Origin of the sequence: Porticoccus sp. (assembly GCF_965660005.1) — a bacterium.
GTDB lineage: Bacteria > Pseudomonadota > Gammaproteobacteria > Pseudomonadales > Porticoccaceae > Porticoccus.
Window position 1 is genome coordinate 60,258 of record NZ_CBFHYF010000004.1, and the last position, 21,955, is coordinate 82,212.

General features: G+C 54.8%; 21 protein-coding genes. 6 read left to right on the forward strand and 15 right to left on the reverse strand.

Annotated features, from left to right (window positions below; translation table 11 throughout):
• Positions 1 to 4 precede the first annotated feature (4 nt).
• The 13 genes from ACTF5G_RS02130 to ACTF5G_RS02190 all read right to left on the reverse strand — a co-directional run bounded on the left by ACTF5G_RS02130 (position 5) and on the right by ACTF5G_RS02190 (position 12,254).
• Positions 5 to 403, reverse strand: coding sequence for a hypothetical protein (locus tag ACTF5G_RS02130; RefSeq protein WP_438951171.1), 399 nt, complete (start codon positions 401 to 403; stop codon positions 5 to 7).
• A gap of 48 nt (positions 404 to 451) precedes the next feature.
• On the reverse strand, positions 452 to 700 hold the full coding sequence (locus ACTF5G_RS02135) for a GlsB/YeaQ/YmgE family stress response membrane protein (protein ID WP_438951172.1): 249 nt from the start codon (positions 698 to 700) through the stop codon (positions 452 to 454).
• Positions 701 to 765: 65 nt separating this feature from the next.
• Positions 766 to 1,572 carry a mechanosensitive ion channel family protein gene (locus ACTF5G_RS02140; RefSeq protein WP_438951173.1) on the reverse strand — a complete coding sequence of 269 codons (807 nt, stop codon included), beginning with the start codon at positions 1,570 to 1,572 and terminating at the stop codon, positions 766 to 768.
• A gap of 22 nt (positions 1,573 to 1,594) precedes the next feature.
• Entirely contained in the window at positions 1,595 to 1,981 is a 387-nt protein-coding gene (locus ACTF5G_RS02145) for a TM2 domain-containing protein (protein WP_438951174.1), read from the reverse strand.
• Between the two features lie 3 nt (positions 1,982 to 1,984).
• On the reverse strand, positions 1,985 to 2,197 hold the full coding sequence (locus ACTF5G_RS02150) for a DUF4177 domain-containing protein (RefSeq protein WP_438951175.1): 213 nt from the start codon (positions 2,195 to 2,197) through the stop codon (positions 1,985 to 1,987).
• 36 nt (positions 2,198 to 2,233) lie between these two features.
• A complete protein-coding gene (locus tag ACTF5G_RS02155; protein ID WP_438951176.1) occupies positions 2,234 to 2,383 on the reverse strand; it encodes a YqaE/Pmp3 family membrane protein in 150 nt (49 codons plus the stop codon).
• Positions 2,384 to 2,517: 134 nt separating this feature from the next.
• A complete protein-coding gene (parC, locus tag ACTF5G_RS02160) occupies positions 2,518 to 4,773 on the reverse strand; it encodes a DNA topoisomerase IV subunit A (protein ID WP_438951177.1) in 2,256 nt (751 codons plus the stop codon).
• Between the two features lie 120 nt (positions 4,774 to 4,893).
• Entirely contained in the window at positions 4,894 to 7,626 is a 2,733-nt protein-coding gene (locus ACTF5G_RS02165) for a DUF748 domain-containing protein (protein WP_438951178.1), read from the reverse strand.
• A 41-nt stretch (positions 7,627 to 7,667) separates the two neighbouring features.
• Complete coding sequence (parE, locus tag ACTF5G_RS02170; RefSeq protein ID WP_438951179.1) at positions 7,668 to 9,554, reverse strand: DNA topoisomerase IV subunit B; 1,887 nt, start codon at positions 9,552 to 9,554, stop codon at positions 7,668 to 7,670.
• Positions 9,551 to 10,132, reverse strand: coding sequence for a YqiA/YcfP family alpha/beta fold hydrolase (locus ACTF5G_RS02175; RefSeq protein ID WP_438951180.1), 582 nt, complete (start codon positions 10,130 to 10,132; stop codon positions 9,551 to 9,553). The genes parE and ACTF5G_RS02175 overlap by 4 nt, the downstream gene beginning before the upstream one ends.
• 107 nt (positions 10,133 to 10,239) lie before the next feature.
• Positions 10,240 to 11,037, reverse strand: coding sequence for a metallophosphoesterase (locus ACTF5G_RS02180; RefSeq protein ID WP_438951181.1), 798 nt, complete (start codon positions 11,035 to 11,037; stop codon positions 10,240 to 10,242).
• 46 nt (positions 11,038 to 11,083) lie between these two features.
• The gene (locus ACTF5G_RS02185; protein ID WP_438951182.1) at positions 11,084 to 11,542 is read right to left on the reverse strand and encodes a DUF1249 domain-containing protein; all 459 of its coding nucleotides are present in this window, start codon (positions 11,540 to 11,542) and stop codon (positions 11,084 to 11,086) included.
• Between the two features lie 70 nt (positions 11,543 to 11,612).
• The gene (locus tag ACTF5G_RS02190; protein ID WP_438951183.1) at positions 11,613 to 12,254 is read right to left on the reverse strand and encodes an NUDIX domain-containing protein; all 642 of its coding nucleotides are present in this window, start codon (positions 12,252 to 12,254) and stop codon (positions 11,613 to 11,615) included.
• Between the two features lie 263 nt (positions 12,255 to 12,517).
• On the opposite strand from ACTF5G_RS02190, the gene ACTF5G_RS02195 reads away from it, so the two are divergent.
• Positions 12,518 to 13,933: a TolC family outer membrane protein gene (locus tag ACTF5G_RS02195; protein ID WP_438951184.1), complete on the forward strand. Its 1,416-nt coding sequence runs from the start codon at positions 12,518 to 12,520 to the stop codon at positions 13,931 to 13,933.
• Here the strand turns inward: ACTF5G_RS02195 and waaA are convergent.
• Entirely contained in the window at positions 13,920 to 15,191 is a 1,272-nt protein-coding gene (waaA, locus tag ACTF5G_RS02200) for a lipid IV(A) 3-deoxy-D-manno-octulosonic acid transferase (RefSeq protein ID WP_438951185.1), read from the reverse strand. The genes ACTF5G_RS02195 and waaA overlap by 14 nt on opposite strands.
• A gap of 156 nt (positions 15,192 to 15,347) precedes the next feature.
• On the opposite strand from waaA, the gene ACTF5G_RS02205 reads away from it, so the two are divergent.
• Together ACTF5G_RS02205 and ACTF5G_RS02210 are read left to right on the forward strand one after the other, a co-directional pair.
• Positions 15,348 to 16,574: an FAD-dependent oxidoreductase gene (locus ACTF5G_RS02205; RefSeq protein WP_438951186.1), complete on the forward strand. Its 1,227-nt coding sequence runs from the start codon at positions 15,348 to 15,350 to the stop codon at positions 16,572 to 16,574.
• A 2-nt stretch (positions 16,575 to 16,576) separates the two neighbouring features.
• On the forward strand, positions 16,577 to 17,380 hold the full coding sequence (locus ACTF5G_RS02210) for an aldo/keto reductase (RefSeq protein WP_438951187.1): 804 nt from the start codon (positions 16,577 to 16,579) through the stop codon (positions 17,378 to 17,380).
• An 8-nt stretch (positions 17,381 to 17,388) separates the two neighbouring features.
• Here ACTF5G_RS02210 and hldE read toward each other — a convergent pair whose 3' ends face one another.
• On the reverse strand, positions 17,389 to 18,813 hold the full coding sequence (gene hldE, locus ACTF5G_RS02215; protein WP_438951188.1) for a bifunctional D-glycero-beta-D-manno-heptose-7-phosphate kinase/D-glycero-beta-D-manno-heptose 1-phosphate adenylyltransferase HldE: 1,425 nt from the start codon (positions 18,811 to 18,813) through the stop codon (positions 17,389 to 17,391).
• A gap of 83 nt (positions 18,814 to 18,896) precedes the next feature.
• Between hldE and ACTF5G_RS02220 the strand changes: the two genes are divergently transcribed.
• From ACTF5G_RS02220 to ACTF5G_RS02230, 3 genes are read left to right on the forward strand one after another with little or no spacing between them, the layout of a single operon-like run.
• Positions 18,897 to 19,547: a hypothetical protein gene (locus ACTF5G_RS02220; protein WP_438951189.1), complete on the forward strand. Its 651-nt coding sequence runs from the start codon at positions 18,897 to 18,899 to the stop codon at positions 19,545 to 19,547.
• Positions 19,548 to 19,598: 51 nt separating this feature from the next.
• Complete coding sequence (locus ACTF5G_RS02225) at positions 19,599 to 20,801, forward strand: hypothetical protein (protein WP_438951190.1); 1,203 nt, start codon at positions 19,599 to 19,601, stop codon at positions 20,799 to 20,801.
• 6 nt (positions 20,802 to 20,807) lie between these two features.
• Positions 20,808 to 21,950, forward strand: coding sequence for a glycosyltransferase (locus ACTF5G_RS02230; protein WP_438951191.1), 1,143 nt, complete (start codon positions 20,808 to 20,810; stop codon positions 21,948 to 21,950).
• Positions 21,951 to 21,955 lie beyond the last annotated feature (5 nt).

A 21,955-nucleotide genomic window follows, 5' to 3' on the forward strand; every position in this document is an offset into this window, starting at 1 on the left:
GCGATCAATCCCAGAAGCGCCACCACTTGCGGCTGTGTTCCTGGCGCAGGTCCTGGCCCTGCTCAGAGCCTTTGCCAAGCTCTTTGCGCTCCTGCTCTGCTTTCATTTCCCGCTGTTTTTCCATCTCTCTGGACATTTCCCTGTCACGATCCTCGCGGGGATCATGGTCATCGCGGTCAGGATCACGCAGACGCCGCTGCTCCTCTGACATATCCCTTTTCTGCTCCATTTCCCTGATCAGTTTTTTTTCCTGCTGTTGCCCGGTTTCACGAATCACCGACGCCTCGTCTTCCATAACACCTTTACCACCCCCGGCACCCTCCGGCTTTTTAGCCAGGGTCATGGAGGTAACACCAACGCCCAGTATGGCAACCGTTGCGATCGACATGACTACCTTTTTCATCCTGTTCTCCTCGATTTTTTTCAAACAGCAGTGGCCCTGTCGGGTTCACTATTTTTGCAATTGTCGGTAAAGCAGCAAAATCAGAATGGCACCCACAGTCGCTGTGGCGATACCTGCCAAACTGAAGCCACCGGCACCACCGAAGCCCAATAGTGAACCCACCCAGCCACCGACAAAAGCACCGGCAATACCCAGCAGCACCGTGAGAATAAACCCGCCACCATCCCTGCCGGGAATGATCCATTTGGCAAGAATGCCGGCCACCAGACCAAGTACAACCCACAAAAGAATACCCATTTGTGTCTCCCTGTAAGTTATAGAATAAAAAAGGCTCCTCAGTTGGAGCCTTTTCCTAAGGGCTGTCAAGCGTTCTCAGCCACCTGGTATAAATGCACATCGCGCTGCGGGAATGGAATGGAAATCTGCTCCTGATCGAGGCGCTTCTTGATGGCCTCGGTGAGATCCCAGTAGACCCCCCAGTAGTCTCCAGTAGCAACCCAGGGACGAACAATGAGATTGACACTGCTGTCCGCCAACTGGGTGACCGCGATATTCGGGACCGGATCTGCCAGCACCCGCGTGTCCGCTTCAACGACGTCACGCAGTACCGCCTTCGCCTTGTCGATATCATCACCGTAACTGATACCGATCACCAGATCGACCCGGCGGGTATCGTGGGTGGAATAGTTGGTAATAGTGCCACTCATCACCTGGCCATTGGGAATTACAATCCTTTTGTTATCCGGGGTGTTCAATTCAGTTGTGAACACCAGTATTTTCGCCACCGTACCACCGACACCAGCCACTTCGACATAATCTCCGACACGGAGGGGGCGGAATATCAGAATCAACACACCAGCGGCAAAATTGGCCAGCGAACCCTGCAGAGCCAGGCCAACGGCAAGACCGGCAGCACCGACGACCGCCACCAAGGAGGCCGTATGCACACCCAACTGACCCAGGGCTGCAATACAGACAAACGCCAACAGTGCATAGTAGACCATTGCAGAAACGAACTGCTGGATCGCCACATCCATGTCTTTCTTTTTCATCAAATTGGCGACCAGGCGCCTCAGCCAAGCCGCCACAAATTTACCCACAAAAAAGATAACGGCTGCTATGACAACCTTCAGGCCATAAAACAGAATGGCATTGCCTATCGTTTCCATCACACTCTCCATCAAGTAAACATCAGTTTCGGCTGCAATCAGTCTCCGCTAACAGCGATTCAGCCAGATCGTTGTTATATCGCAAAACGATGCGTTGAGAGTAAAACAGCGCCGGCAGCTCGATCAGGGTGATCGTGATCAGCAAACCAAACCCCCAGGACCACTGACCATTGAGCAGGCAAACGAGGCCCGCCAGAAAAACAACCAGATTGGTCGTGCCACGAATCCAGCGCCCGAGATAAAAATGGTGCAGCCCGGCGAGAAACAAATAGTTCAGCACCGCGTAGCTGTCCGGATCTTTGAGGCGCCGCACCATGCGCCCGTAAAGAATTTTGCGCTGTATCGCGGGGAGCACTGCAATCCGATTGCGAAGCTGGTCTTCCCGGTATTGTTCGTCGCGCAGGGTCACCCGTTACTTACCCAGGGTGACAATAACGGTTTCCCGTGCCCAGAAAAGCCAGAAGCGACGCTTTTCCACTACCTGAAACACCAGTTGCCAACCCTCGGCCACCTGCTCGTTGAGTACCGCTTCCATTTTTTTCAGGAGGAAACCGGACGCGCCGAGAAAAACCGTTCCCAGCGCGCCCTCACTGATGGCGATCACCTTGTATTGACTGAATGCCATGCGGGTTTTCTGTCTCCTCTCCTGCCAAAACCCGGTTTAAGCCAACGTCACCCAAAGTGCATGCAGGATACCTGGCACCCAGAAAAACAAACAGAGCACAACATTGATAAGCAGGTCCTTCCCGGCACCTTTTTTGAGAAACACTGCCAGTGGTGGCAGTAACAGTGACGCAATAATCAACAACACTTTATTATTATCTATCTGATCATCCTCTGAACGAGATTTATACGTTGGGCCGCAGCCCTGCCTGAACTGTTTTTAATATAGTGAAAATAACCCTGCCGGTAAACAGCTAACCGGACAGCAAGCCCAAATGGAAATTAATCAATCCCGACCACCTCCACCCTGTCCACTTTCTGAAAGCCCCGGGGCAATTTATTGCCACGACGGCCCCGTTCACCCCGGTAATGTTCAAGATCACCGATCTTGATATTCAGATGGCGCTTACCTGAGTACACCAACAATTGCTGCGCCGGGGTCACGACCGCCACAGCCACCATAAACTCCTCCCGGGACTGAACTCTGGATGAGGAAATACTGATGATTTTGTTGCCTTTGCCACGGGCCAACCGGGGCAGATCCGCCAACGGAAAAGCCAACATGCGGCCCTCGTTGCTCACGGCGACTACCAGGCTGTTTTCACGGTCAAAAATCGCCACCGGTTTTACTACCCGGCCACCCCTGGGAATCGTCAGAGTAGTTTTACCCGCCCGATTTTTACTGTGCAGATCGGCCAGATTTGCCATAAAACCGTAACCGGCATCGGTCGCCATCAGTACCTGCTGCGAATCATCTCCCATGATCACGCTCACAAGATTGGCACCGGAGGGAGGGTTCAGGCGGCCGGTGACCGGCTCACCCTGCCCCCTCGCCGAGGGCAGACTGTGGGCTGCGAGTGAATAGGTTCGGCCAGTGGAATCCAGTAACACCGCCGACTGGTTACTGCGCCCCCTGGCCGCACAGAGAAAGCGATCACCGGACTTATAACTGAGCGACAGGCAGTCAACCTCATGGCCTTTGGCAGCCCGTATCCAGCCTTTTTCCGATAACACCACCGTGACCGGCTCGGACACCAGCAGCTCGGTTTCAGAGAATGCCTTTGCCTCCTCTCGACGGGTCAGTGGCGAGCGACGCTCATCGCCAAACTCATCGGCCACGGCCAGTAGCTCGTCGCGCACCAGGGTCTTGAGGCGCTTTGCAGAACCGAGAATTTTTTCCAGCACGATTTTTTCCACTGCCAGTGCTTCCTGCTCGGCACGAATTCGAACCTCTTCCAGCCGGGCCAGCTGGCGCAGCTTGGTATCGAGAATATACTCTGCCTGGGTATCACTGAGACCGAAACGCTGGATCAATACCGGTTTTGGCTCGTCCTCACTGCGAATAATATGAATCACTTCATCGATATTCAAAAAGGCGATCAACAGGCCTTCCAGCAGGTGGAGTCGGTGATCCACTTTGTCCAGCCGGAATTGTAGGCGACGGCGCACAGTATCCATGCGATAGGCCAGCCACTCGGCAAGAATTTTGTTGAGCGGTTTTACTTCCGGGCGACCATCCACCCCGATCATATTGAGATTAACCCGATAGTTTTTTTCCAGATCCGTGGTGGCAAACAAATGTTGCATCAGTCCGTCCAGATCAATCCGGTTGGAGCGGGGCACAATCACCAGCCGGGTCGGGTTCTCGTGATCGGATTCATCGCGCAAATCCGCGACCATCGGCAACTTTTTGGCCTGCATCTGGGCGGCAATCTGCTCCAGCACCTTGGCTCCTGACACCTGAAAAGGCAGCCCGGTAACAATGATGTCGCCCTGTTCCGGCTGCCAGACGGCACGCATCTTCAAGCTCCCCCGGCCCGTCTCATAAGTTCTGAGAATTTCTTCACGGGGCGTGATGATTTCCGCCTCCGTGGGATAATCCGGTCCCTGGATATGCTCACACAATTCCGCCGTGGTAGCGTTGGGTTGATCCAGCAAGCGCACACAGGCACTGATGAGCTCTCCAAGATTGTGTGGCGGAATATCCGTGGCCATGCCCACGGCAATACCGGTCGTGCCATTCAACAGCACGTGGGGGGCGCGGGCCGGTAGCGTGATGGGCTCATCAAGGGTCCCGTCAAAATTGGCTTTCCAGTCAACCGTACCCTGGGCCAATTCCGCCAACAGCAGCTCGGCAAAATGCGCCAGTTTCGATTCCGTATAACGCATCGCTGCAAAAGACTTGGGATCATCGGACGAACCCCAGTTGCCTTGACCGTCCACCAGCGGATAACGATAGGAAAAGGGCTGCGCCATCAATACCATCGCCTCATAGGCAGCACTGTCGCCGTGGGGGTGGAATTTGCCGATAACGTCACCCACCGTGCGGGCGGATTTTTTGTGCTTGGCAGTGGACTTGAGTCCCAGTTCGCTCATGGCATAAATGATTCGCCGTTGAACCGGCTTCAACCCGTCACCGACGTGTGGCAATGCCCGGTCAAGAATCACATACATGGAATAATCGAGATAGGCTTTTTCCGCATAGTTGCGCAGCGGTATCTGCTCGATCGCCGGATTAATAGTCGTGGTCTCTGTCATAAATTTTACTGCTCACGGTGTTACAACGGGCTGTTCAATTATGTATTACTGGCCGATGCTGATGGACATTTCCGGCCGCAAGGTGCTGCTCTGGTCAAATTTACCGGTACAGAGAATCATTTACCCCGGATCAACATTGCGATCAATCAGGTACTGCTTCGCGGCGGCCGTGCGCTGATTGGCCAGCGCAGCGAGCTCGGCAGATTGCTCCGTCGTGGTTTCGGGAAGCGGGAAATTTTCCGCCGATGACTGCAGGGTTACCAAATCATCCGATGAAAATTGCGCGGCCCAATCCCGCAAAGTTGCGGGTGCGCAGAAGATCAGTTGCAGCTGCCGACGTTTTTGCAACATATCCGAAAGACGATTCAGGTTGGCTTCGCCGGCATCATCCAGCACCGTCGTACCCGGCTCAAACCCCAAAGGTTCAAACCCCATTCCGGCCAGACCATCACCGATCAGGGTCTTCATCACCAGTCCAAAGGGCAAGTAGTAATTAATCACTGTCTCCTTAATCACTTTGAACATGACTTTGTTGACAATATGCCTGATGGAAAAGCTCGGTGAATTGACATTGCCACTGATCGGCAGTTTCAGTTCAATCATGCCATTGTCATCGCGCAACAATGACAGGGCGAACTCCAATGGCACACCCAATTCACTGGCACCGGCGTCGAGATCGGCTTTGCTCACCGGTGACACCTGTAGCTTGTGGAACTGTGTAGTGACTGTTGCATCAATAGCATCGTCGCGAATATCGACCCTGATGTCGGCATCTACCAGTCCCTGATCGAGGTTATACCCGCTGAATTTCTTTGCGTAACCGGAAATATCACGCACATCAATACCTTTGATTTCACCATTAATCAGGGTGGACAATGTGTCACCAAAGGGGACGAGCTGACCGGACATGGACAATGCGCCAAACTGATTCAGGGCCATGTTCAGACTCACATCGGCACGGGCATCCGGCCGGGTACCGTCAAGATGGGCGACATGCAAATCAAGCCCGGTAAAGCGTTGATCCAGCGGTGGCGATACACTTTCATCCAGTATGCGCAACTGCCCCTGGCGGCCAAGCAGCAGCGATCCCAACCGTATCTTTAGTGGCGGATCGCTATCTGTTACAGCCTGCCCTGGCCGATCCTCCGACTCACCACCCTGCCCCAGCAAAATAGCGAGTTCGCTGAGCATCAGCAGGATTCCGTCAGCATCGCGGTGCACAAAAACCTCGGGGTCACTCAACTCGATCCTGCCCAGACTGAGCGTGGCAGCATTTTTTGCCAGCTTATCCAGCAATAATCGCGGAATTTGCACATAGTGATCTGCTTGGGAAGTGCCTGAGGCAGGTGTGAGGAAAGCCACCGTAGAGGCTTCCAGCCGGGCCAGCTCAATCTGATCGCCAGCAAGTTTCAGCTGTTGCAGCCCGAGCGAATCCAGTGACAGCAACTCACGATCGGCGAAAACAGCCAGCGAACCCAATTGCAAGTCACCCAGCTCAAAACCCATGGCAGCCGAGTTCCCGGCTGACGAATCAACCGCTTCTGCGACATCAGTATTTTTTTCCGACGCCGGCACAAGCTGGCGAATCAGTGTTGGCGCAAACACTACTTTCCCCTGCGGGTCAGTCTGGAGGCGCACCTGAAGATCGCCCAGCGACAGCCCGGCGACAGCAATATCCCGGTCCACATCAAGGTTCTGTATCTCGAGACGATCCAACGCCAATGCATCCTCTGTCCCGGGGAGCAGGCTGAGACGACCGAGGATCAGGGCATCCAACGCCACCGCGCTACCCGCCAGTTGCAGATCGCTGAACCGCAGTTCTCCGGCGGACAATAGCGGCCGGTCGGCACCGATATCGAGTTGCCGCAGGGCAAATTGCTTTAACGTAATCTGCTTTCCGTCAGTATCTTCACCCTTATCGGTGGCCGTCTGGGCGGGGGTTTCGGGAGACAGCTGACCGATACGCTTCAGCAGTGCCGGCGCAAACACCAGACGAGTGGCCTGATCGAGCTCCAGTCCAACAGCAATGGTATCGAGCGAGAGACGCTCCAGTGCCAGATTTTCCGCTGCATCCAGTCCAATCAGCGTCAACTGATTCAGTTGCAGTGCCGCAGTATCTCCCGGCAACAGTCCCAACGATTGAAGATGGATCTTGTCCAGCTGCCAGCGAGCCATATCAAGGCTGTTGACGCCGGTAACGGCCAGTGATTCAACGGCCGCCAATGCCAACGGGTCGAGCCGATCAAACCAGCGCAACCCCGTAACCGATACACCGGGTAGCGACAGGGAGGGTGTCTCGCCCAAGGTCATGGCGAGATCATCGAACGATAATGCCTCCAGCCCGGCACACTGATTTGCCTGCTGCTCCCCGCGTTCATTGATCACCAGATAACAAAACGTCAGATCACGAAGCTGAAACTGTCTCAACTGCAATTGCTGAAACAGTGGCGAGGTTTCCACCTCCTTTTCTGCCTCCTCGTCAGTGGCGGGTAACGCGATACCACCTACCCGCCAGCCAGAGGCTGTCGCGGCCAGATCAACTGCCACGCCATCAAGCAATACTTCCTCGATGTAAAGACTGCTTTCAAACAGGGGATTCCAGTCAATATTCAATAACAGCTGGTCGAGCCTCAGTCGCTCTCCATCAGGAGATTCGATTCGGACATTATTGATCTGAACCGTACCCAACATCGAGCGAATTTCCACATAGCCAATAGTGGCATCCAGCCCCTGCTGTTCCAGCCAGGCAACACCTTGCCAGCGAATCATAAATGGCAGCAGTGAAAGCGTCAGAACCACCAACAGCACTGTACTGATCAGGCTCCAGCGGAGGAATATCAGTAATTTTTTCATGATTTTTTCTCCCTGAAAAAACCCACTGAAATCATGCCCGGTTACTGCACATCGGCCAGATTTCCGCTTTGCTCCAGCCATTCCTTGCGGTCTGGCGCCCGCTTCTTCGACAACAACATGTCCAGCAGACTGTTGGTATCGTCACCGGCATCAATCGTCAACTGAACGAGCCGCCGGGTATCCGGGTCCATGGTGGTCTCCCGCAACTGGATAGGGTTCATTTCACCCAGCCCCTTGAATCGCTGCACATTGACTTTGCCGCGCTTCTTCTCCGCCTCGATGCGATCCAGCAGGCCCCTTTTTTCCCCTTCATCCAGTGCGTAGTACACCTCCTTGCCCACATCAATCCGATACAGCGGTGGCATGGCCACATACACATGCCCCGCCGCCACGAGAGGCCGGAAGTGTCGCACAAACAGGGCGCACAGCAAGGTGGCAATGTGCAAGCCATCGGAATCCGCATCGGCAAGAATACAGATTTTATGGTATCTCAGTGCCTCCAGCCCCTCACTGGCCGGATCGATACCCAGCGCCACAGAGATATCATGCACCTCCTGGGAGGCGAGAATTTCCTGACTGTCCACCTCCCAGGTATTAAGAATTTTACCCCGCAATGGCATGATCGCCTGGAACTCCCGGTTGCGGGCCTGCTTGGCGGAGCCACCAGCGGAATCGCCCTCCACCAGGAACAATTCCGACAGCTCGGGGCTGGCGCTGGAGCAGTCTGCCAGCTTGCCGGGCAACGCCGGTCCCGCCGTTATGCGCTTGCGTGCGACCTTTTTGCTGTCCTTGAGCCGCCGCTGGGCGTTGTTGATGCAAAGCTCGGCAAGTTGCTCTGCATCCTCCGTATGCTGGTTCAGCCACAGACTGAAGGAATCCTTGACCACGCCTGATACAAAAGCCGCTGCCTCGCGTGAGGATAGACGCTCTTTGGTCTGGCCGGAAAATTGCGGGTCTGCCAATTTCGACGAGAGGACAAAACAGCATTTATCCCAGATATCGTCCGGTGCCAACTTGATACCACGCGGCAGCAGATTGCGGAATTCACAGAATTCCCGCAGGGCTTCCAACAAGCCGGTACGCAACCCGTTGACATGGGTGCCACCCTGCAAAGTGGGGATCAGGTTAACGTAACTTTCCTGGGTCAACTCACCACCTTCCGGCAGCCACTGCAGCGCCCAGTCCGCGGCCTCACTCTCCGACGAATAACTGCCGGTGAAGGGCATTTTTGGCAACACTTCCCAACCCGCAGTCGCCCCTTGCAGATAATCGGCGAGGCCATCCTCATAGCACCAGCTATCGGTTTCACCGCTGTTCTCATCGGTAAAATTCACCGTCAGCCCGGCACAGAGCACAGCCTTGGCACGTAAAACATGCCGCAAGCGGGGAACCGAATATTTGACCGTATCGAAGTACTTCGGATCTGGTAAAAAGCGCAACTCGGTACCGGTATTGCGCTGACCACAACTGTCCACCACTTTGAGATCGGAAACCTTGTCACCGCCGGCAAAACCCATGCGATAAACCTGGCCATCGCGGCGAATCGTCACTTCCAGCTTGCTGGATAATGCATTCACCACCGAAACACCGACACCGTGCAGACCGCCGGAGAACTGATAATTTTTGTTGGAAAATTTGCCTCCCGCGTGCAGCGTGGCAAGAATCACTTCCACCCCCGGCAAGCTCTGTTCCGGATGCATATCCACGGGCATGCCGCGGCCATTGTCAGCCACCGCGAGAGAGCCATCGCGGTAGAGCGTGACGTCGATCTTGCTGGCGTGACCGGCAAGGGCTTCGTCGACACTGTTGTCGATAACCTCCTGGGCAAGATGGTTGGGGCGGGTGGTATCCGTATACATTCCCGGACGCTTTCTGACCGGATCAAGGCCTGTGAGAACTTCAATATCTTCAGCGGTATACTTATTCATGAAACCCCGGTTGCTAACCCCAAAAATTCGATAATGGCAGGCAGATGTCGCTCATAGTGTTGAAAGCTGTGATCACCACCCTGCTCAATGGTCACTCGGCAGCCATTGTATCGGGACTCGGCCAGTCTGTAGTTCAGCACCTCGTCGCCGGTTTGCAGCAGTACCCAGTAATTGGCGAGATTCTGCAATACCGGCACCTCCAGGTCTTTTACGGCATTCACATGGCACTGCTCCAGATGATAGCGCTCGCCGGTATGGTAATTGGCATTGACACCCAGATAATCCACCATCAAGTCATAGGGCTTTACGGCAGGGTTTATCAGCACCGCCTTCAAGCGATATTTTTCTGCCAGCCAGGTGGCATAGTAACCACCCATTGAGCTGCCCACCAACCCCACCGGCCCACCCGTTTTTTCCACTTCCAGCTGTAATTGAGCAATGGCTCTTGCCGGATCGCTGGCGAGCGCCGGGCAGACAAAAGAGACCGCCGGACAGTTTTTCTGCAGCCAGGCCGCCGTCTGACGCGCCTTGAGCGAGGCAGGCGAGCTGTTGAAACCATGAATGTAGACAAGGGGCATGATTGAAGTACAGCCTGCAGCAGCAATCGAGAAGGGATTATAACGCTATCGACGGACAGTGACAGACTGTGACGGTCATGCCCAACTGCCCTAACGATCAGAAAATATCAGTACCCACTGCAACGGTGGTCCACCTGCTGCCCAGCACCGGCGACAAACCCCTCACCGGTTTTCAGCTGACCATCGGCGTACAGTTCAATCCAGCGATAACCCGGGGGTTGCTCGGACAACTCGAAACCATCACTGCCGGGTAAAAACTGGAAGCAGGTGGAGGGTGTACTGTGTACAGCTATACCCTGCCAGGATGTCGAGAATGGTTGGTGCACGTGTCCGGCAAAAAGTGCTCTGACTCCGGGAAATTTCGTCACCAGGTCAGCCAGTTGCCGATGGTTGGCAATCCGGTGTTTATCGAGCCACTGGCAGCTGATTTCAACCGGCATGTGGTGCACGAACAACAGCACATACTGATCGCGGTGACGATGCAGAAGATCTTGCAACTCAGTCAGCTCTGCATCTGCCAGCTGCCCTGACACCTCACCCGGCTGTGCACTGACCAGGAAAATTGCCACCCAGTTACCCAGCTCGATAACCCGCCTGAACGGTTGATGGAGTACTTGATGCATCAGGGGAAAGTTGTCGTGATTCCCCGGCAACCAGGCAAACGAGCGGGGCTGCTCGGCCATGACTTGATTGAATAAATGGTAGGCGGCTTCGTCACCATCACCGGCAATATCCCCCGTCACCGCCACCAGATCAGGGACAGCATCCCGGTCAGGTAAGGCCTCCAACACCTGGCAAAAACTCTGGTAGGTATTGATTCCCGCCAGCCGAAAGTCCCGGCTTGCCCCAAGATGGCTATCCGATAATTGCAGGATTCGGGCAACGGGCCGGTTGGTATGCTGCAAGATGATTTGACTCCCTTTTAATGCTTACGCTGACAGCAGACTACTCTCATCCGTATGGCATTTCGCCGAATAACGGCTCCAGATGATAACCGTATTTCAGGCAGTGGGATAACCACTCTCCCAGAAAGCGGTTCCACTGTGCCTTCTCATCCTGATGGTACATTTGCCGGTTGGGATAATCGTAGCGAGGCTTGATTTGCCGCACCCCCTCCCAGGACACCACTTCAGCAACGCGGGCATCGTGATAGAGACGCAGCATCAGTCTTGGCAACTTGAACCAGTCGTCACTGCAACCATTACAGGCTACCAGACATAGTTCAAGGAGCGTGGTGTAGGTGGTCTGCTCTCGTACAATCAATCGCAGAATATGCTCGCCGTTGTGACACAGACCTATTCTGCGCTCGCCACCATCCGTCATGCCGGGAAACAGCTTCATGAGCCGCATGTAATTCGCATCACATTCGGCCATATACCCGATCAGGTCTACTTTGTAGCGTACTTTCATCTTGGCAATCACTGTACTCAGTCACATTTTTAGAGGCTTTGTTCCCCGGGATCAGAAATGGCGTACCCCGTCACACAATATGTGGATAGTTCATGCGCAACCACATCAGACTGATTGTTGTTGCTGCATTATTGCACTGGCCTTCATCAAGTAGGTCAAAAGCCTCCGCCCGCGACATAACATGGAGCTTAATATCCTCCGACTCATGATCCAGCCCGTAAATGCCACCCGCTGCACTCAAGTCCAGCAGTGCGCAGAACAGGTACATGCGCTCACTGGTATTGCCGGGGCTAACCCAGTAATCGCAGATCGGTAACAACCGGTCGGGTATCAGTCCTGCCTCCTCAAGCGTCTCGCGCCTGGCCACCTCTTCGAGTTGTTCCCCCGGTTCAACCATCCCGGCGACCACTTCATATAACCAGGGGCTTTCAGCATTTTCCATTGCCCCCACACGAAACTGTTCCGCCAGAGCCAGCAGTTCATGTCGAGGATCATAGAGCAGCACACCCACGCAACTGCCCCGCTCAAATAACTCCCGCACGATGGGCTCTGACCACTGGCCGGAAAACAGCTTGTGCCGCAGAGTCAGTTTTACCATCGAGAAAAAACCGCGAAACAGCTGTTCACGGCCGAGCACGTCGACATCTTTCCGTGTGTAACGACCAACCTTGAACATTCCGCCCCCTTTTTTCTTACTGTAACCGATACCCATTGACGGGTCATGCTTTCACAGGGCAATAAATAGCTGCACCCGGGGCCAGGGGTTTTTGTCCGCCACAGATTCATCCCGACGTCGATAAAATATCAGTCGTCGTTTTCTCCACTCAAATCCATTCTGCCATCTGGAGCGCAACCCTTAACACTCATCAATTGCTCCGGCTATTTTGGCAGCCCTGCCGCGGACAGGGCCATGTTCCACCGGGCAAAATCTGCTAGACTCATGGGCTGACAAGCCAACTGATGAAAGGATTTCCGATGCACCCCTTGAAACATCTACGCCTTCTGGCATTGGTCCTGGTCAGCCCATTTGCTGTCGGCGAGACACTGTCTCAGATTTATGAACACGCTGTGGAGCACGATCCACAATTGCGCGCAGCCCAGGCCGCATTCCGGGCAGACAGCGAATCAAAAAATATTGGCCGTGCCGGGCTGTTGCCACAGATCACCGCCACAGGAGAGTATCAGGAACAAGAGTCCAATGGCTCGTCGAGAACCGTATTGAGCCAGACGGTTACACCGGGGCGCGATGGCGACACAGATACTGACACCAAGGGCTATTCCATCAGCTTGACGCAGCCGATTTTCGATCTGCCCGCCTGGTTCAGCTTCCAGCAGGGCAAGGCACTCAGTGAACAGGCACGACTGCAGTTTGCCGCCGATCAACAATCCCTGATCCTTCGCAGTGCAGATGCCTATTTTGAGGTTCTCAGGGCCAGAGAGAATCTGGAAACCGCTCTCGCGGAAGAAAAGGCCATCCAGCGGCAACTCGAGCAAACCACAGAACGCTTCGAAGTCGGCCTGCTGCCCATCACCGATGTCCATGAAGCCCAGGCTGCCTTTGATAGTGCCAGGGTGAACACCCTGGAAGTGCGCGGTGCGCTGGACATCGCTTTCGAAGGTTTGACCGTGCTCACCGGCCAACAACATGAGCAGCTTGCAGGCCTGATGCCGGACTTCCCCATTGTCGATCCCCAACCCCTCAGCCTCGAAGACTGGGTTCAGTTTGCCCTGCAGAACAATTTCGTGCTGCAGGCAACCAGATATCAACGGGATGCCGCCGAAGAAAACGCCAACTCAAAAAAGTACGAACATGCACCCACTTTGTCTGGCTCGATCTCCTATTTTGACGATCAGTCAAAAAGTGAATTTAGAGGACGGGATCTCGACGACCCACTTAACCAGTCGTATGTCCGCCCTTCGGAAACCAAGCAGGACGGCCATGTGGTGGGGCTGCAACTGACTATTCCCATTTTTACCGGGGGGCTGGTCAGCGCCGAGCGCCGGCAGGCCTTCCATCAATCGGTTGAAGCAAAGGAAATCTTTACCGGTGCCCAACGCAACACCGTGCAACAGGCCCGCTCGCAACACCTGTCAGTCCTGACCGATAAAGCCCGGGTGAACGCCAGAAACCAGGCCATCACCTCGGCGGCCAGTGCACTGGAGGCGACCCAGGCCGGTTATGATGCGGGGACTCGCAATATTGTCGATGTGCTGTTGGCCCAGCAAAATCTCTACCAGGCGCGTCGCGATTACGCCAATGCGCGCTTTGATTACATCGGCAGCCTGTTGCGTCTAAAAGAAGTGGCTGGGCAGTTGAGTCCGGAGGACATTTACCAGCTCAACGCCTGGCTGGACCCCGCCATCAGCGTCACCAAGGCTAGCGTTCAATAACCGTCAATAACCGGTCAAGTGCACCACGATTCTTCTCGGCTACTGTTTTAGCTGCCGCCCCCATCCGGGCGGCGGCATCGGGGTCGCCCAGCAACACTACCACGTTGTCGGCAATTGACCGGGCATCTTTGCAGATGGCCATGCCACCTGCTGCCAGCAACAACCTCGAAACATCGGCAAAATTAAAGAGGTGTGGGCCACTCAGTACCGGCACCTGCCAGACGGCCGGTTCAATCAGGTTGTGGCCACCGGTGGGCACCAGACTGCCACCGATGAAGGCGATATCGCAGGCACCAAAAAACACCAGCAGTTCGCCCATGGTATCGCCGACCAACACCTGATCCGTTGTCGCAGGAGACGTGCCGCCGCTACGACGCACTGTGTTTAATCCTCTCGCCAGACAGCGCTTCACTACATCGTCAAAACGCTCCGGGTGCCGCGGCACCAACACCAGTAACAGCGCCGGGAATTGTTGACGGATCTGCTCAAAAGCATCCAGCAAAATATCGTCTTCCCCGCGATGTGTGCTGGCGACCAGAAGAATCGGGCGCTGACTCCCTGCTTGCCACTGCGTCCTGAGTTGCGCGGCCCGAGCCCGCAAAGGTTCATCAAGGGTCAGATCAAACTTGATATTCCCCGTCACAAGCAATTGTGGTGCCGGCAAACCCAGCAACAGAAAGCGCTGGCCATCCTCCTCATGCTGCGCAGCAACGGTATTTATACATTGCAACATCGGCCCCGTCAGGGCGGCAAATCGCCGGTAACCCCGAGCCGATTTTTCCGACAGGCGAGCATTGGCCAGAACGATGTGGATATTCCGCTCGGCACAACCGTGAATCAGGTTGGGCCAGAGTTCGGTCTCCATGATGATCAACAAATCTGGACGGACCCGCTGCAAAAAACGCTTCACCGCACAGGGTAGATCGTAGGGAGCATAGACATGATAGACCGTATCACCAAAAGAATTTTTGACACAGGCGGAGCCGGTGGGCGTCATGGTGGTCACCACCAGTTGTGCCTCGGGATAGCGCTGCTGCAAGCGGCGAATCATGGGCACTGATGCAAGCGTTTCCCCCAGCGACACCGAGTGAACCCAGATAGTCTTTGCCGTCTGAGTCTGATCAACGCCCGGCACAAAACCAAACCGTTCCGGCCAGCGCCGACGATACTCTGGCGCCCTGGCACCTCGCCACAACAGGCGCAGCAGAATCAGGGGTGTCAGCAGGTAGAACAATACTGAATAAAAGAAGCGCGCCAAAAAACTGTCTCCTGCCTGCGCCGCAATGCGCGGATTTGCGTAAAGCATAAAGATATTGGGCAGGGTATACTAGCGCCTGTCAGGCCTGCCAAAAACAAATGGCTGACCAGCCCACAACTCATCGTCTGGCAAGCGACAACAAGACCTTCTATTTCTATGGAAAAAAGCCAAAACCACACCGACCTCAGTTGCGATATTGCCATTATTGGCGGTGGAATCGCTGGTCTCTGGTTGCTCAACCGGCTGGTAAAGGCTGGCTACAATGCAATACTGTTTGAACAAACGGCACTGGGCGGGGATCAGACTGCCGCCAGTCAGGGTATGATTCATGGTGGCATTAAATATACGCTCGGTGGCGGCCTCACCGGTGCCTCGGAAGCCATTGCGGATATGCCTGATCACTGGCGAGCCTGCCTCGCGGGCGAAGGCGATGTTGACCTCCGTGGCGCGGCCATTCTCAGCGATCATTTTTACCTCTGGTCCAGCAGCAGCGCACTGTCGCGGATGACCACTTTTCTCGCCAGCAAGGCGACCCGGGGGCGGGTCAATAAGGTGGCGAAGAATAATCGACCCGCCATTTTCCAGCACAGCGCATTCAAGGGCAGCCTCTACCAGTTGGTGGACATGGTTCTCGATGTCCCCACGGTAGTCAAGGCACTAACCGATAACTGCGCGGAACGCATTTTTCACATTGACTGGCGGCATGCGCACTGGCTGCGTAACAGCGACCAATCCGCAGCCATTAACTTTGAGCACAACCAGCAGACCCGTCGGCTCGACGCTCGCCAGTTCGTACTGACCGCGGGTCAGGGCAATGAAGCCATGCTCAACGAACTCGGCATCAACACCCCACAAATGCAGCGCCGACCACTGCATCAGGTCATGATCAAACACCATTACCCCCATCGGTTTTACGGTCACTGCCTGGGAACAGAAACCACGCCCCGACTCACAATATCCAGCCACCCCTGCGCCGACGGCGCACAGGTCTGGTATTTGGGGGGCAGTCTGGCAGAAAAGGGGGTTCACCAGACGGCTGAACAACTGATCGGGGCAGCCAAAGATGAGCTAGCTGCATTGATGCCCTGGGTCGATTTCGGCAACGCGCAGTGGGCAACCCTGCGGGTGGACCGCGCCGAACCCCGGCAGCGCAATTTTGCCCGCCCCGACAAGGCGTTTGTCTCTCGGGCAGAGAGCTGCCCGAATGTCATGGTCGGCTGGCCCACCAAGCTGACCCTGACCCCCAACCTTGCCGACGAAGCCATTGCGTTGATACAGGGGCAATCCTTGCTGCGACCTTCAGCAGAACCGATTCCAGCGCTTGGCTTTCTGGGACATCCACCACTGGCTGCCACGCCGTGGCATACGGTTTTCGGAGGATAGTGGTGCTGCCCAGAAGACCTTTTGGAAACACCGGTATCGACGTGAGCATTCTCGGTCTCGGCACCGTCAAACTCGGCCGGGATCAGGGGGTGAAATACCCCAATGACTTTGCCATACCGGATGACCAACAGGCCGCGCAACTGATCGACATGGCTCGGCAGCAGGGCATTAACCTGATCGATACCGCACCCGCCTACGGCACCAGTGAAACCCGGTTGGGCCAACTGCTGAAGGGACAGCGAGAGGCATGGGTCATCTGCAGCAAGGTCGGCGAGGAATTTGAGCAGGGAAAATCCTTCTTTGACTTCACCCCGGAACACACCCGCTTCAGCGTCGAGCGGAGTCTGAAACGCCTGCGCACGGAAATGATTGATATTGTGCTGGTTCATTCCGATGGTAACGATGAAACCATCATACGGGACTACGGTACCCTGGAGATGCTGGCGGACCTCAAGGCCGAAGGAAAAATTCGCGCCTTTGGCATGTCCACGAAAACGGTCGAGGGCGGGCTGTTGGCCGCCGAAAAATCCGATGCGGTTATGGTGACCTGGAATCTTCTGTACGACCGGGAGTTACCGGTGATCGATTATTGCCTGGCACAGCACAAGGGCATCCTGATCAAAAAAGCACTGGCCAGCGGCCACGCCACCCTGGCCACAGGCGAGGATCCGGTGCAGAAAACCTTTCAAATGCTTTTTCAGCATCCCGGCGTGAGCAGTGCAATTATCGGCACCATCAACCCCGCGCATTTGCGGGACAACGTAGACAAAGCTGTCCGGGCAGCAGCGCCAGGAAACAGAAAGTAAGTAACTGCTTACTTTTTCTGTATCTTACCGACAATAGCCGTTGTAGAGCAGTCATCAAGAAAGTCCAATACAGCGATCTGGCCGCCATAGCCCTCGACAATCTGCCAGCCCACCACCTGCTCGCGGCTGTAATCCCCCCCTTTCACCAGGATGTCGGGACGGATCATTTCCAGGAGTCGCTCCGGGGTATCGTCTTCAAAAGACACCACCCAATCGACCGCCTCAAGGCCCGCCAAAACCGTCATGCGCCGGTCTGCCGGGTTGATCGGCCGCCCCTCACCCTTGAGCCGGGTCACGGACGCATCGGAATTGATCGCAACAATCAGTCGGTCACCCAATTTGCGCGCCTGCTCCAGATAACCCACATGACCGGCATGGAGAATGTCAAAGCAACCATTGGTAAAAACAATTCGCTCGCCGTGGGCACGGGCATCCGCCACATCGGCGGCCAGCTGCTCTTCATTGACCACCCCTCGCTCGAATCCCTGCTCCTGTTGAATGGCACGGCGCAACTCCGGCATGCTGACGGTTGCCGTGCCCAATTTACCCACCACGATACCGGCGGCAATATTGGCCATGGCCACGGCTTCGGGCAAACCCTCACCGGCGGCAAGGGCAGCGGCCAGCACCGATATAACAGTATCCCCGGCACCCGTGACATCAAACACCTCCCTCGCCCTGGCGGGGAGATGCAACTCCCGCACGCCCCTGCGCAGCAGCGTCATGCCCTGCTCACTGCGGGTAATCAGCAGGGCTTCGATATCCAGTTGCTCGAGTAATGCGGCGCCCCTGGCCTCTATGGTCTGCTCGTTTTCACAGGTCCCGACCACAGACTCGAACTCGGCGAGGTTTGGTGTCAGCAGCGTCGCCCCACGATAACGCTCATAATCGGTCCCCTTGGGGTCCACCAGTACAGGGATACCGGCGTCACGGGCAGCACGGATTAATACCCCGGGTTGCTGCAATGCCCCTTTCGCGTAATCGGATAAAACCAATACGCCGACATTGGCCAATAATGATGCAACTTTGGCGGGCAGCTGGTCACAGTCCGTCTCCGCAAAACTTTCCTCAAAATCGAGACGCAGTAATTGCTGATGCCGACTGATCACGCGCAATTTTGTAATCGTGGGTTTCGTGGGAGAAACCTGCAGATCCGCGTGGATACCCGCAGAATCGAGGCGGGCTTTCAGTGCTGTCGCCGCCTCGTCCCGACCGACTACAGCCACCAGAGTCGCTCCAGCCCCCAGGGTCGCGATATTCAGGGCCACATTGCCTGCACCACCCATACGGTCTTCACACTGAGTCACGTTGACCACGGGGACCGGTGCTTCAGGGGATATCCGGGAAGTATTGCCCTGCCAGTAGCGGTCCAGCATCAGATCACCGACCACCAGAACCTGAGCCTTGTCAAATCGTGGAACCGTCAATTTCATCGGTATTGTCCAAGGGTAAATTGAGGGTATCTTACCATAGGGGACGGCCTTTATAATGGGCCTGCAGCAGGGACCGGAGTGTTATGAAAAAACTGACCAAGCAGGAGTATCAGGTCCTCCACGAAGGTGCCAACGTAATCGAGGCGGATCCTTTCGGTGAGAAAGTGCTGCTATTGTCTGACGGTACCTATCTGAAACTGTTTCGGGCAAGACATCTCTTTTCATTGGCCCGGATATACCCTTATTCGAAACGGTTTGCCCGCAATGTACAGAAGCTGGCCGAAAAAGGGGTTCCCACAGTGACAGTTATTGATCTGTTTCGCATACCCTGCATTCATCGTACCGCCGTTCATTACTACCCGCTAACCGGCAAGACCCTCAAAAAGCTGGCCACTAACATTGATCTCATCGTCATCAATAAACTGGGCAGGTTTATCCGGGAACTGCATGAAAAAGGCATTCATTTTCGCTCTCTGCACATGGGCAATATTATTGTGACCCCTGAAAATCGGCTGGGTCTCATCGATATTGCCGACATGAAGATATACCGCAAGCCGCTGGATAGGGAACTGCGACTTAGAAACTTTCAGCACACCGCCCGCTATCATGAAGATATGGCTGCGCTGATGCGGTTTCTCCCCAGTTTCATTCAGGGATACCAGGCCAGCAAAGGCTCCCCCTTTTCAACCACAGAGCTACAGGATTTGTTAACTGCAATTTACACAAAACAGTAACGGCCTCGCCTGTTTTTTCCCCTAAAAAACCGTTTTGGATTTAACATCACAATGATTGCGACTTCGCCCTTTGAAGAAAAAACAAAAACGCTCTTTTTTTACAGTATTGTTTTTTTTCTGGCGGGTATTTTTTTCATCCCCGAAAAAAATCTTCATCTGAAATTATTCATACTTTTTGCCTGTATTGCTTTTCCATTAATCACCTTCAAGGGCCTGTGCAAATGGTCCGCAGTATTTGAATCACGGATTGTGATCACCTCCTCTCTGTTTTTGGGGTTTTCCCTGCTGAGTCTTTTCTGGTCCGGGCCGGAAAGCAGCCGCGATATTCTCAATCCAATAAAAAATGTTTTTTATCTGGCGAGTTTCTGGTTGATTTTTTTATTCACCTTTAATGGCGCAGAGCACCGCTTAAAACTGCTCGTCAGGTGCCTGATAATTGCCGGCAGTGTTACCGCCGTCTGTTATGCAGCCTACCACTACCTGCATCTCGATTACCCCCTCACCAGGCGCTTTAGCATTCCCGGACCCCTGGTCGATAAAGTTCGAACCGGGTTTTGTCTGGGTGCTGGAGCCCTGCTCTGCTTGGGTAGCCTGCTTTATGAACCGGCCAACCGGGAGCGGAAGCTCACTGTCACACTGTTGTTGGTCGCACTAACCGTTTTTCTGATAACCCTGGTTCTGACCCATACCCGCTGGGCCATTGCAGGAACACTGTTTTTTGGTTTTGCCATGGTGGCTCTGTCCCCCATCAAGAATCGAAACAAACTACTATTGATCGGGCTTGGCACACTGTTACTGGTCACCGCCGGCATACTGCTGGCACCACTCATTGAGGCCTATATCGAAAAGGGCCAAAGCTCCAGGCTGGATCTTTGGACGGGCTATCTGAAGGCGTTCCATCATTACTGGCTCGGTCACGGCCATGGAACAACAATTTACATTGCTGAAGGCCGGCTGGCCGGTTGGTATGCCTACCACAGCGTCTATCTCGGTGCCCTGCTGTCCGGGGGCATTGTTGGCCTCGGCCTGTTGTTACTGATGATGTTGACGGTATTGTTCACTGGCTGGAAATTGCGGGCCAATCCCTATGCAGTCGTGGCCACTGTTCTGTTTGCGTTTGCCTGCGCGATGGGCCTGCTTAATCTCGATTCCGTGATTTCAAAGCCCCGCGGCTATTGGCTGATTTTCTGGCTGCCACTTATTGTATTATCACTCTACGAACTGAAATCATTGCCCCGAAAAGCATTTGTGTAAACGAAAATGAACAGCGATCAACAATATATCCTGCAACTCTGTCACTGCTACTACGATCCCTTTCTGGATTGCGCCCGGCAGTACGCAGCCTTGTTCAAGGACACACCCTATAAGGTAATTACCGTTTTCATGACCGGGGAACCAGACCCGGAGGTCGCAAAAAAAGCCTGCTCGGATGAAGTTATCTTTCTCGGCCACAAAAGTAGTGTACTGGCAGGGGCCAAACTGAAAGTTATCCGGGAAGTGAAAGCAATCGCCCGTCAATACCCTTTCTCTGCCTGTATTGCTCACCGCGCCAAATCCGCCTATGTGGGACTACTGGCAACGAACCTGCCCATTTTCAGTGTGCGCCACTCATTTGGCGATTTTGACCGCTTTGGCCGACGCCTCATGGGGAACCTGTTCAAATCCCGATTGACCTTACTTGCCGTCTCGAATGCCGTGCGCGATGAAATACGATCCCACCTGCCCGACTGGCCCGAGGAAAAAATCATCACGCTCTACAACCGTATTGATGTAGATGCCGCACGTCAGGGCCTGTTTGACCGCCGGGAGGCACGACAGAAACTCCGGCTACCCGAGAACAGCTGGATACTGGGCAGCGTTGGCCGACTGCACCCCGACAAGGATCCGCAGACGCTGATCAAAGGGTTTGCCCGGGCACTGCCCCATCTTCCCGTCGGCGCACTGCTGGTTATGCTTGGGGACGGAAAACTGCGGCAAACAATGAAAGCGCTCGCCGCTGAACTCGATATCAGCGACAGTGTTCTGCTTCCGGGCAATGTGATTGAGGCAAGACGCTACTTCAGCGCCTTTGATGCCTTTGCCCTGACCTCCGATCACGAGCCATTCGGCATGGTTCTTCTGGAGGCCATGGCCGCAGAGCTGCCGATTATCTGTTCAGACTGCGGCGGTGGCCCCGAGGTCGTTGGCGATACCGGCGAACTGTTTCCCTTCGGGGACGCTGACGCGCTGGCCCAACGACTGATACGGGTTTCACAAAAGCAGCTGACAGGCTCCGACCACAACCGGATCTTCCAACGATTACAGAACCATTTCTCCGATTGCGCAGTCAGGAAGCAATTCTGGCAACTGCCCCAGGTAACCTGCACCCTCGGCAACCCCGCTATCTACGATTCAGCACAATAATTCAA

Excerpts from the sequence above, each read along its gene's own strand:
- ACTF5G_RS02175 (WP_438951180.1), bottom strand. The coding sequence starts at position 10,132 with ATGCCCCTTGTCTACATTCATGGTTTCAACAGCTCGCCTGCCTCGCTC.
- parC (WP_438951177.1), bottom strand. The coding sequence starts at position 4,773 with ATGACAGAGACCACGACTATTAATCCGGCGATCGAGCAGATACCGCTG.
- parE (WP_438951179.1), bottom strand. The coding sequence starts at position 9,554 with ATGAATAAGTATACCGCTGAAGATATTGAAGTTCTCACAGGCCTTGAT.
- ACTF5G_RS02190 (WP_438951183.1), bottom strand. The coding sequence starts at position 12,254 with ATGGGTATCGGTTACAGTAAGAAAAAAGGGGGCGGAATGTTCAAGGTT.
- hldE (WP_438951188.1), bottom strand. The coding sequence starts at position 18,813 with ATGAAATTGACGGTTCCACGATTTGACAAGGCTCAGGTTCTGGTGGTC.
- ACTF5G_RS02185 (WP_438951182.1), bottom strand. The coding sequence starts at position 11,542 with ATGAAAGTACGCTACAAAGTAGACCTGATCGGGTATATGGCCGAATGT.
- ACTF5G_RS02150 (WP_438951175.1), bottom strand. The coding sequence starts at position 2,197 with ATGGCATTCAGTCAATACAAGGTGATCGCCATCAGTGAGGGCGCGCTG.
- ACTF5G_RS02135 (WP_438951172.1), bottom strand. The coding sequence starts at position 700 with ATGGGTATTCTTTTGTGGGTTGTACTTGGTCTGGTGGCCGGCATTCTT.
- ACTF5G_RS02205 (WP_438951186.1), top strand. The coding sequence starts at position 15,348 with ATGGAAAAAAGCCAAAACCACACCGACCTCAGTTGCGATATTGCCATT.
- ACTF5G_RS02225 (WP_438951190.1), top strand. The coding sequence starts at position 19,599 with ATGATTGCGACTTCGCCCTTTGAAGAAAAAACAAAAACGCTCTTTTTT.
- ACTF5G_RS02230 (WP_438951191.1), top strand. The coding sequence starts at position 20,808 with ATGAACAGCGATCAACAATATATCCTGCAACTCTGTCACTGCTACTAC.
- ACTF5G_RS02220 (WP_438951189.1), top strand. The coding sequence starts at position 18,897 with ATGAAAAAACTGACCAAGCAGGAGTATCAGGTCCTCCACGAAGGTGCC.
- ACTF5G_RS02165 (WP_438951178.1), bottom strand. The coding sequence starts at position 7,626 with ATGAAAAAATTACTGATATTCCTCCGCTGGAGCCTGATCAGTACAGTG.
- ACTF5G_RS02130 (WP_438951171.1), bottom strand. The coding sequence starts at position 403 with ATGAAAAAGGTAGTCATGTCGATCGCAACGGTTGCCATACTGGGCGTT.
- ACTF5G_RS02140 (WP_438951173.1), bottom strand. The coding sequence starts at position 1,572 with ATGGAAACGATAGGCAATGCCATTCTGTTTTATGGCCTGAAGGTTGTC.
- ACTF5G_RS02195 (WP_438951184.1), top strand. The coding sequence starts at position 12,518 with ATGCACCCCTTGAAACATCTACGCCTTCTGGCATTGGTCCTGGTCAGC.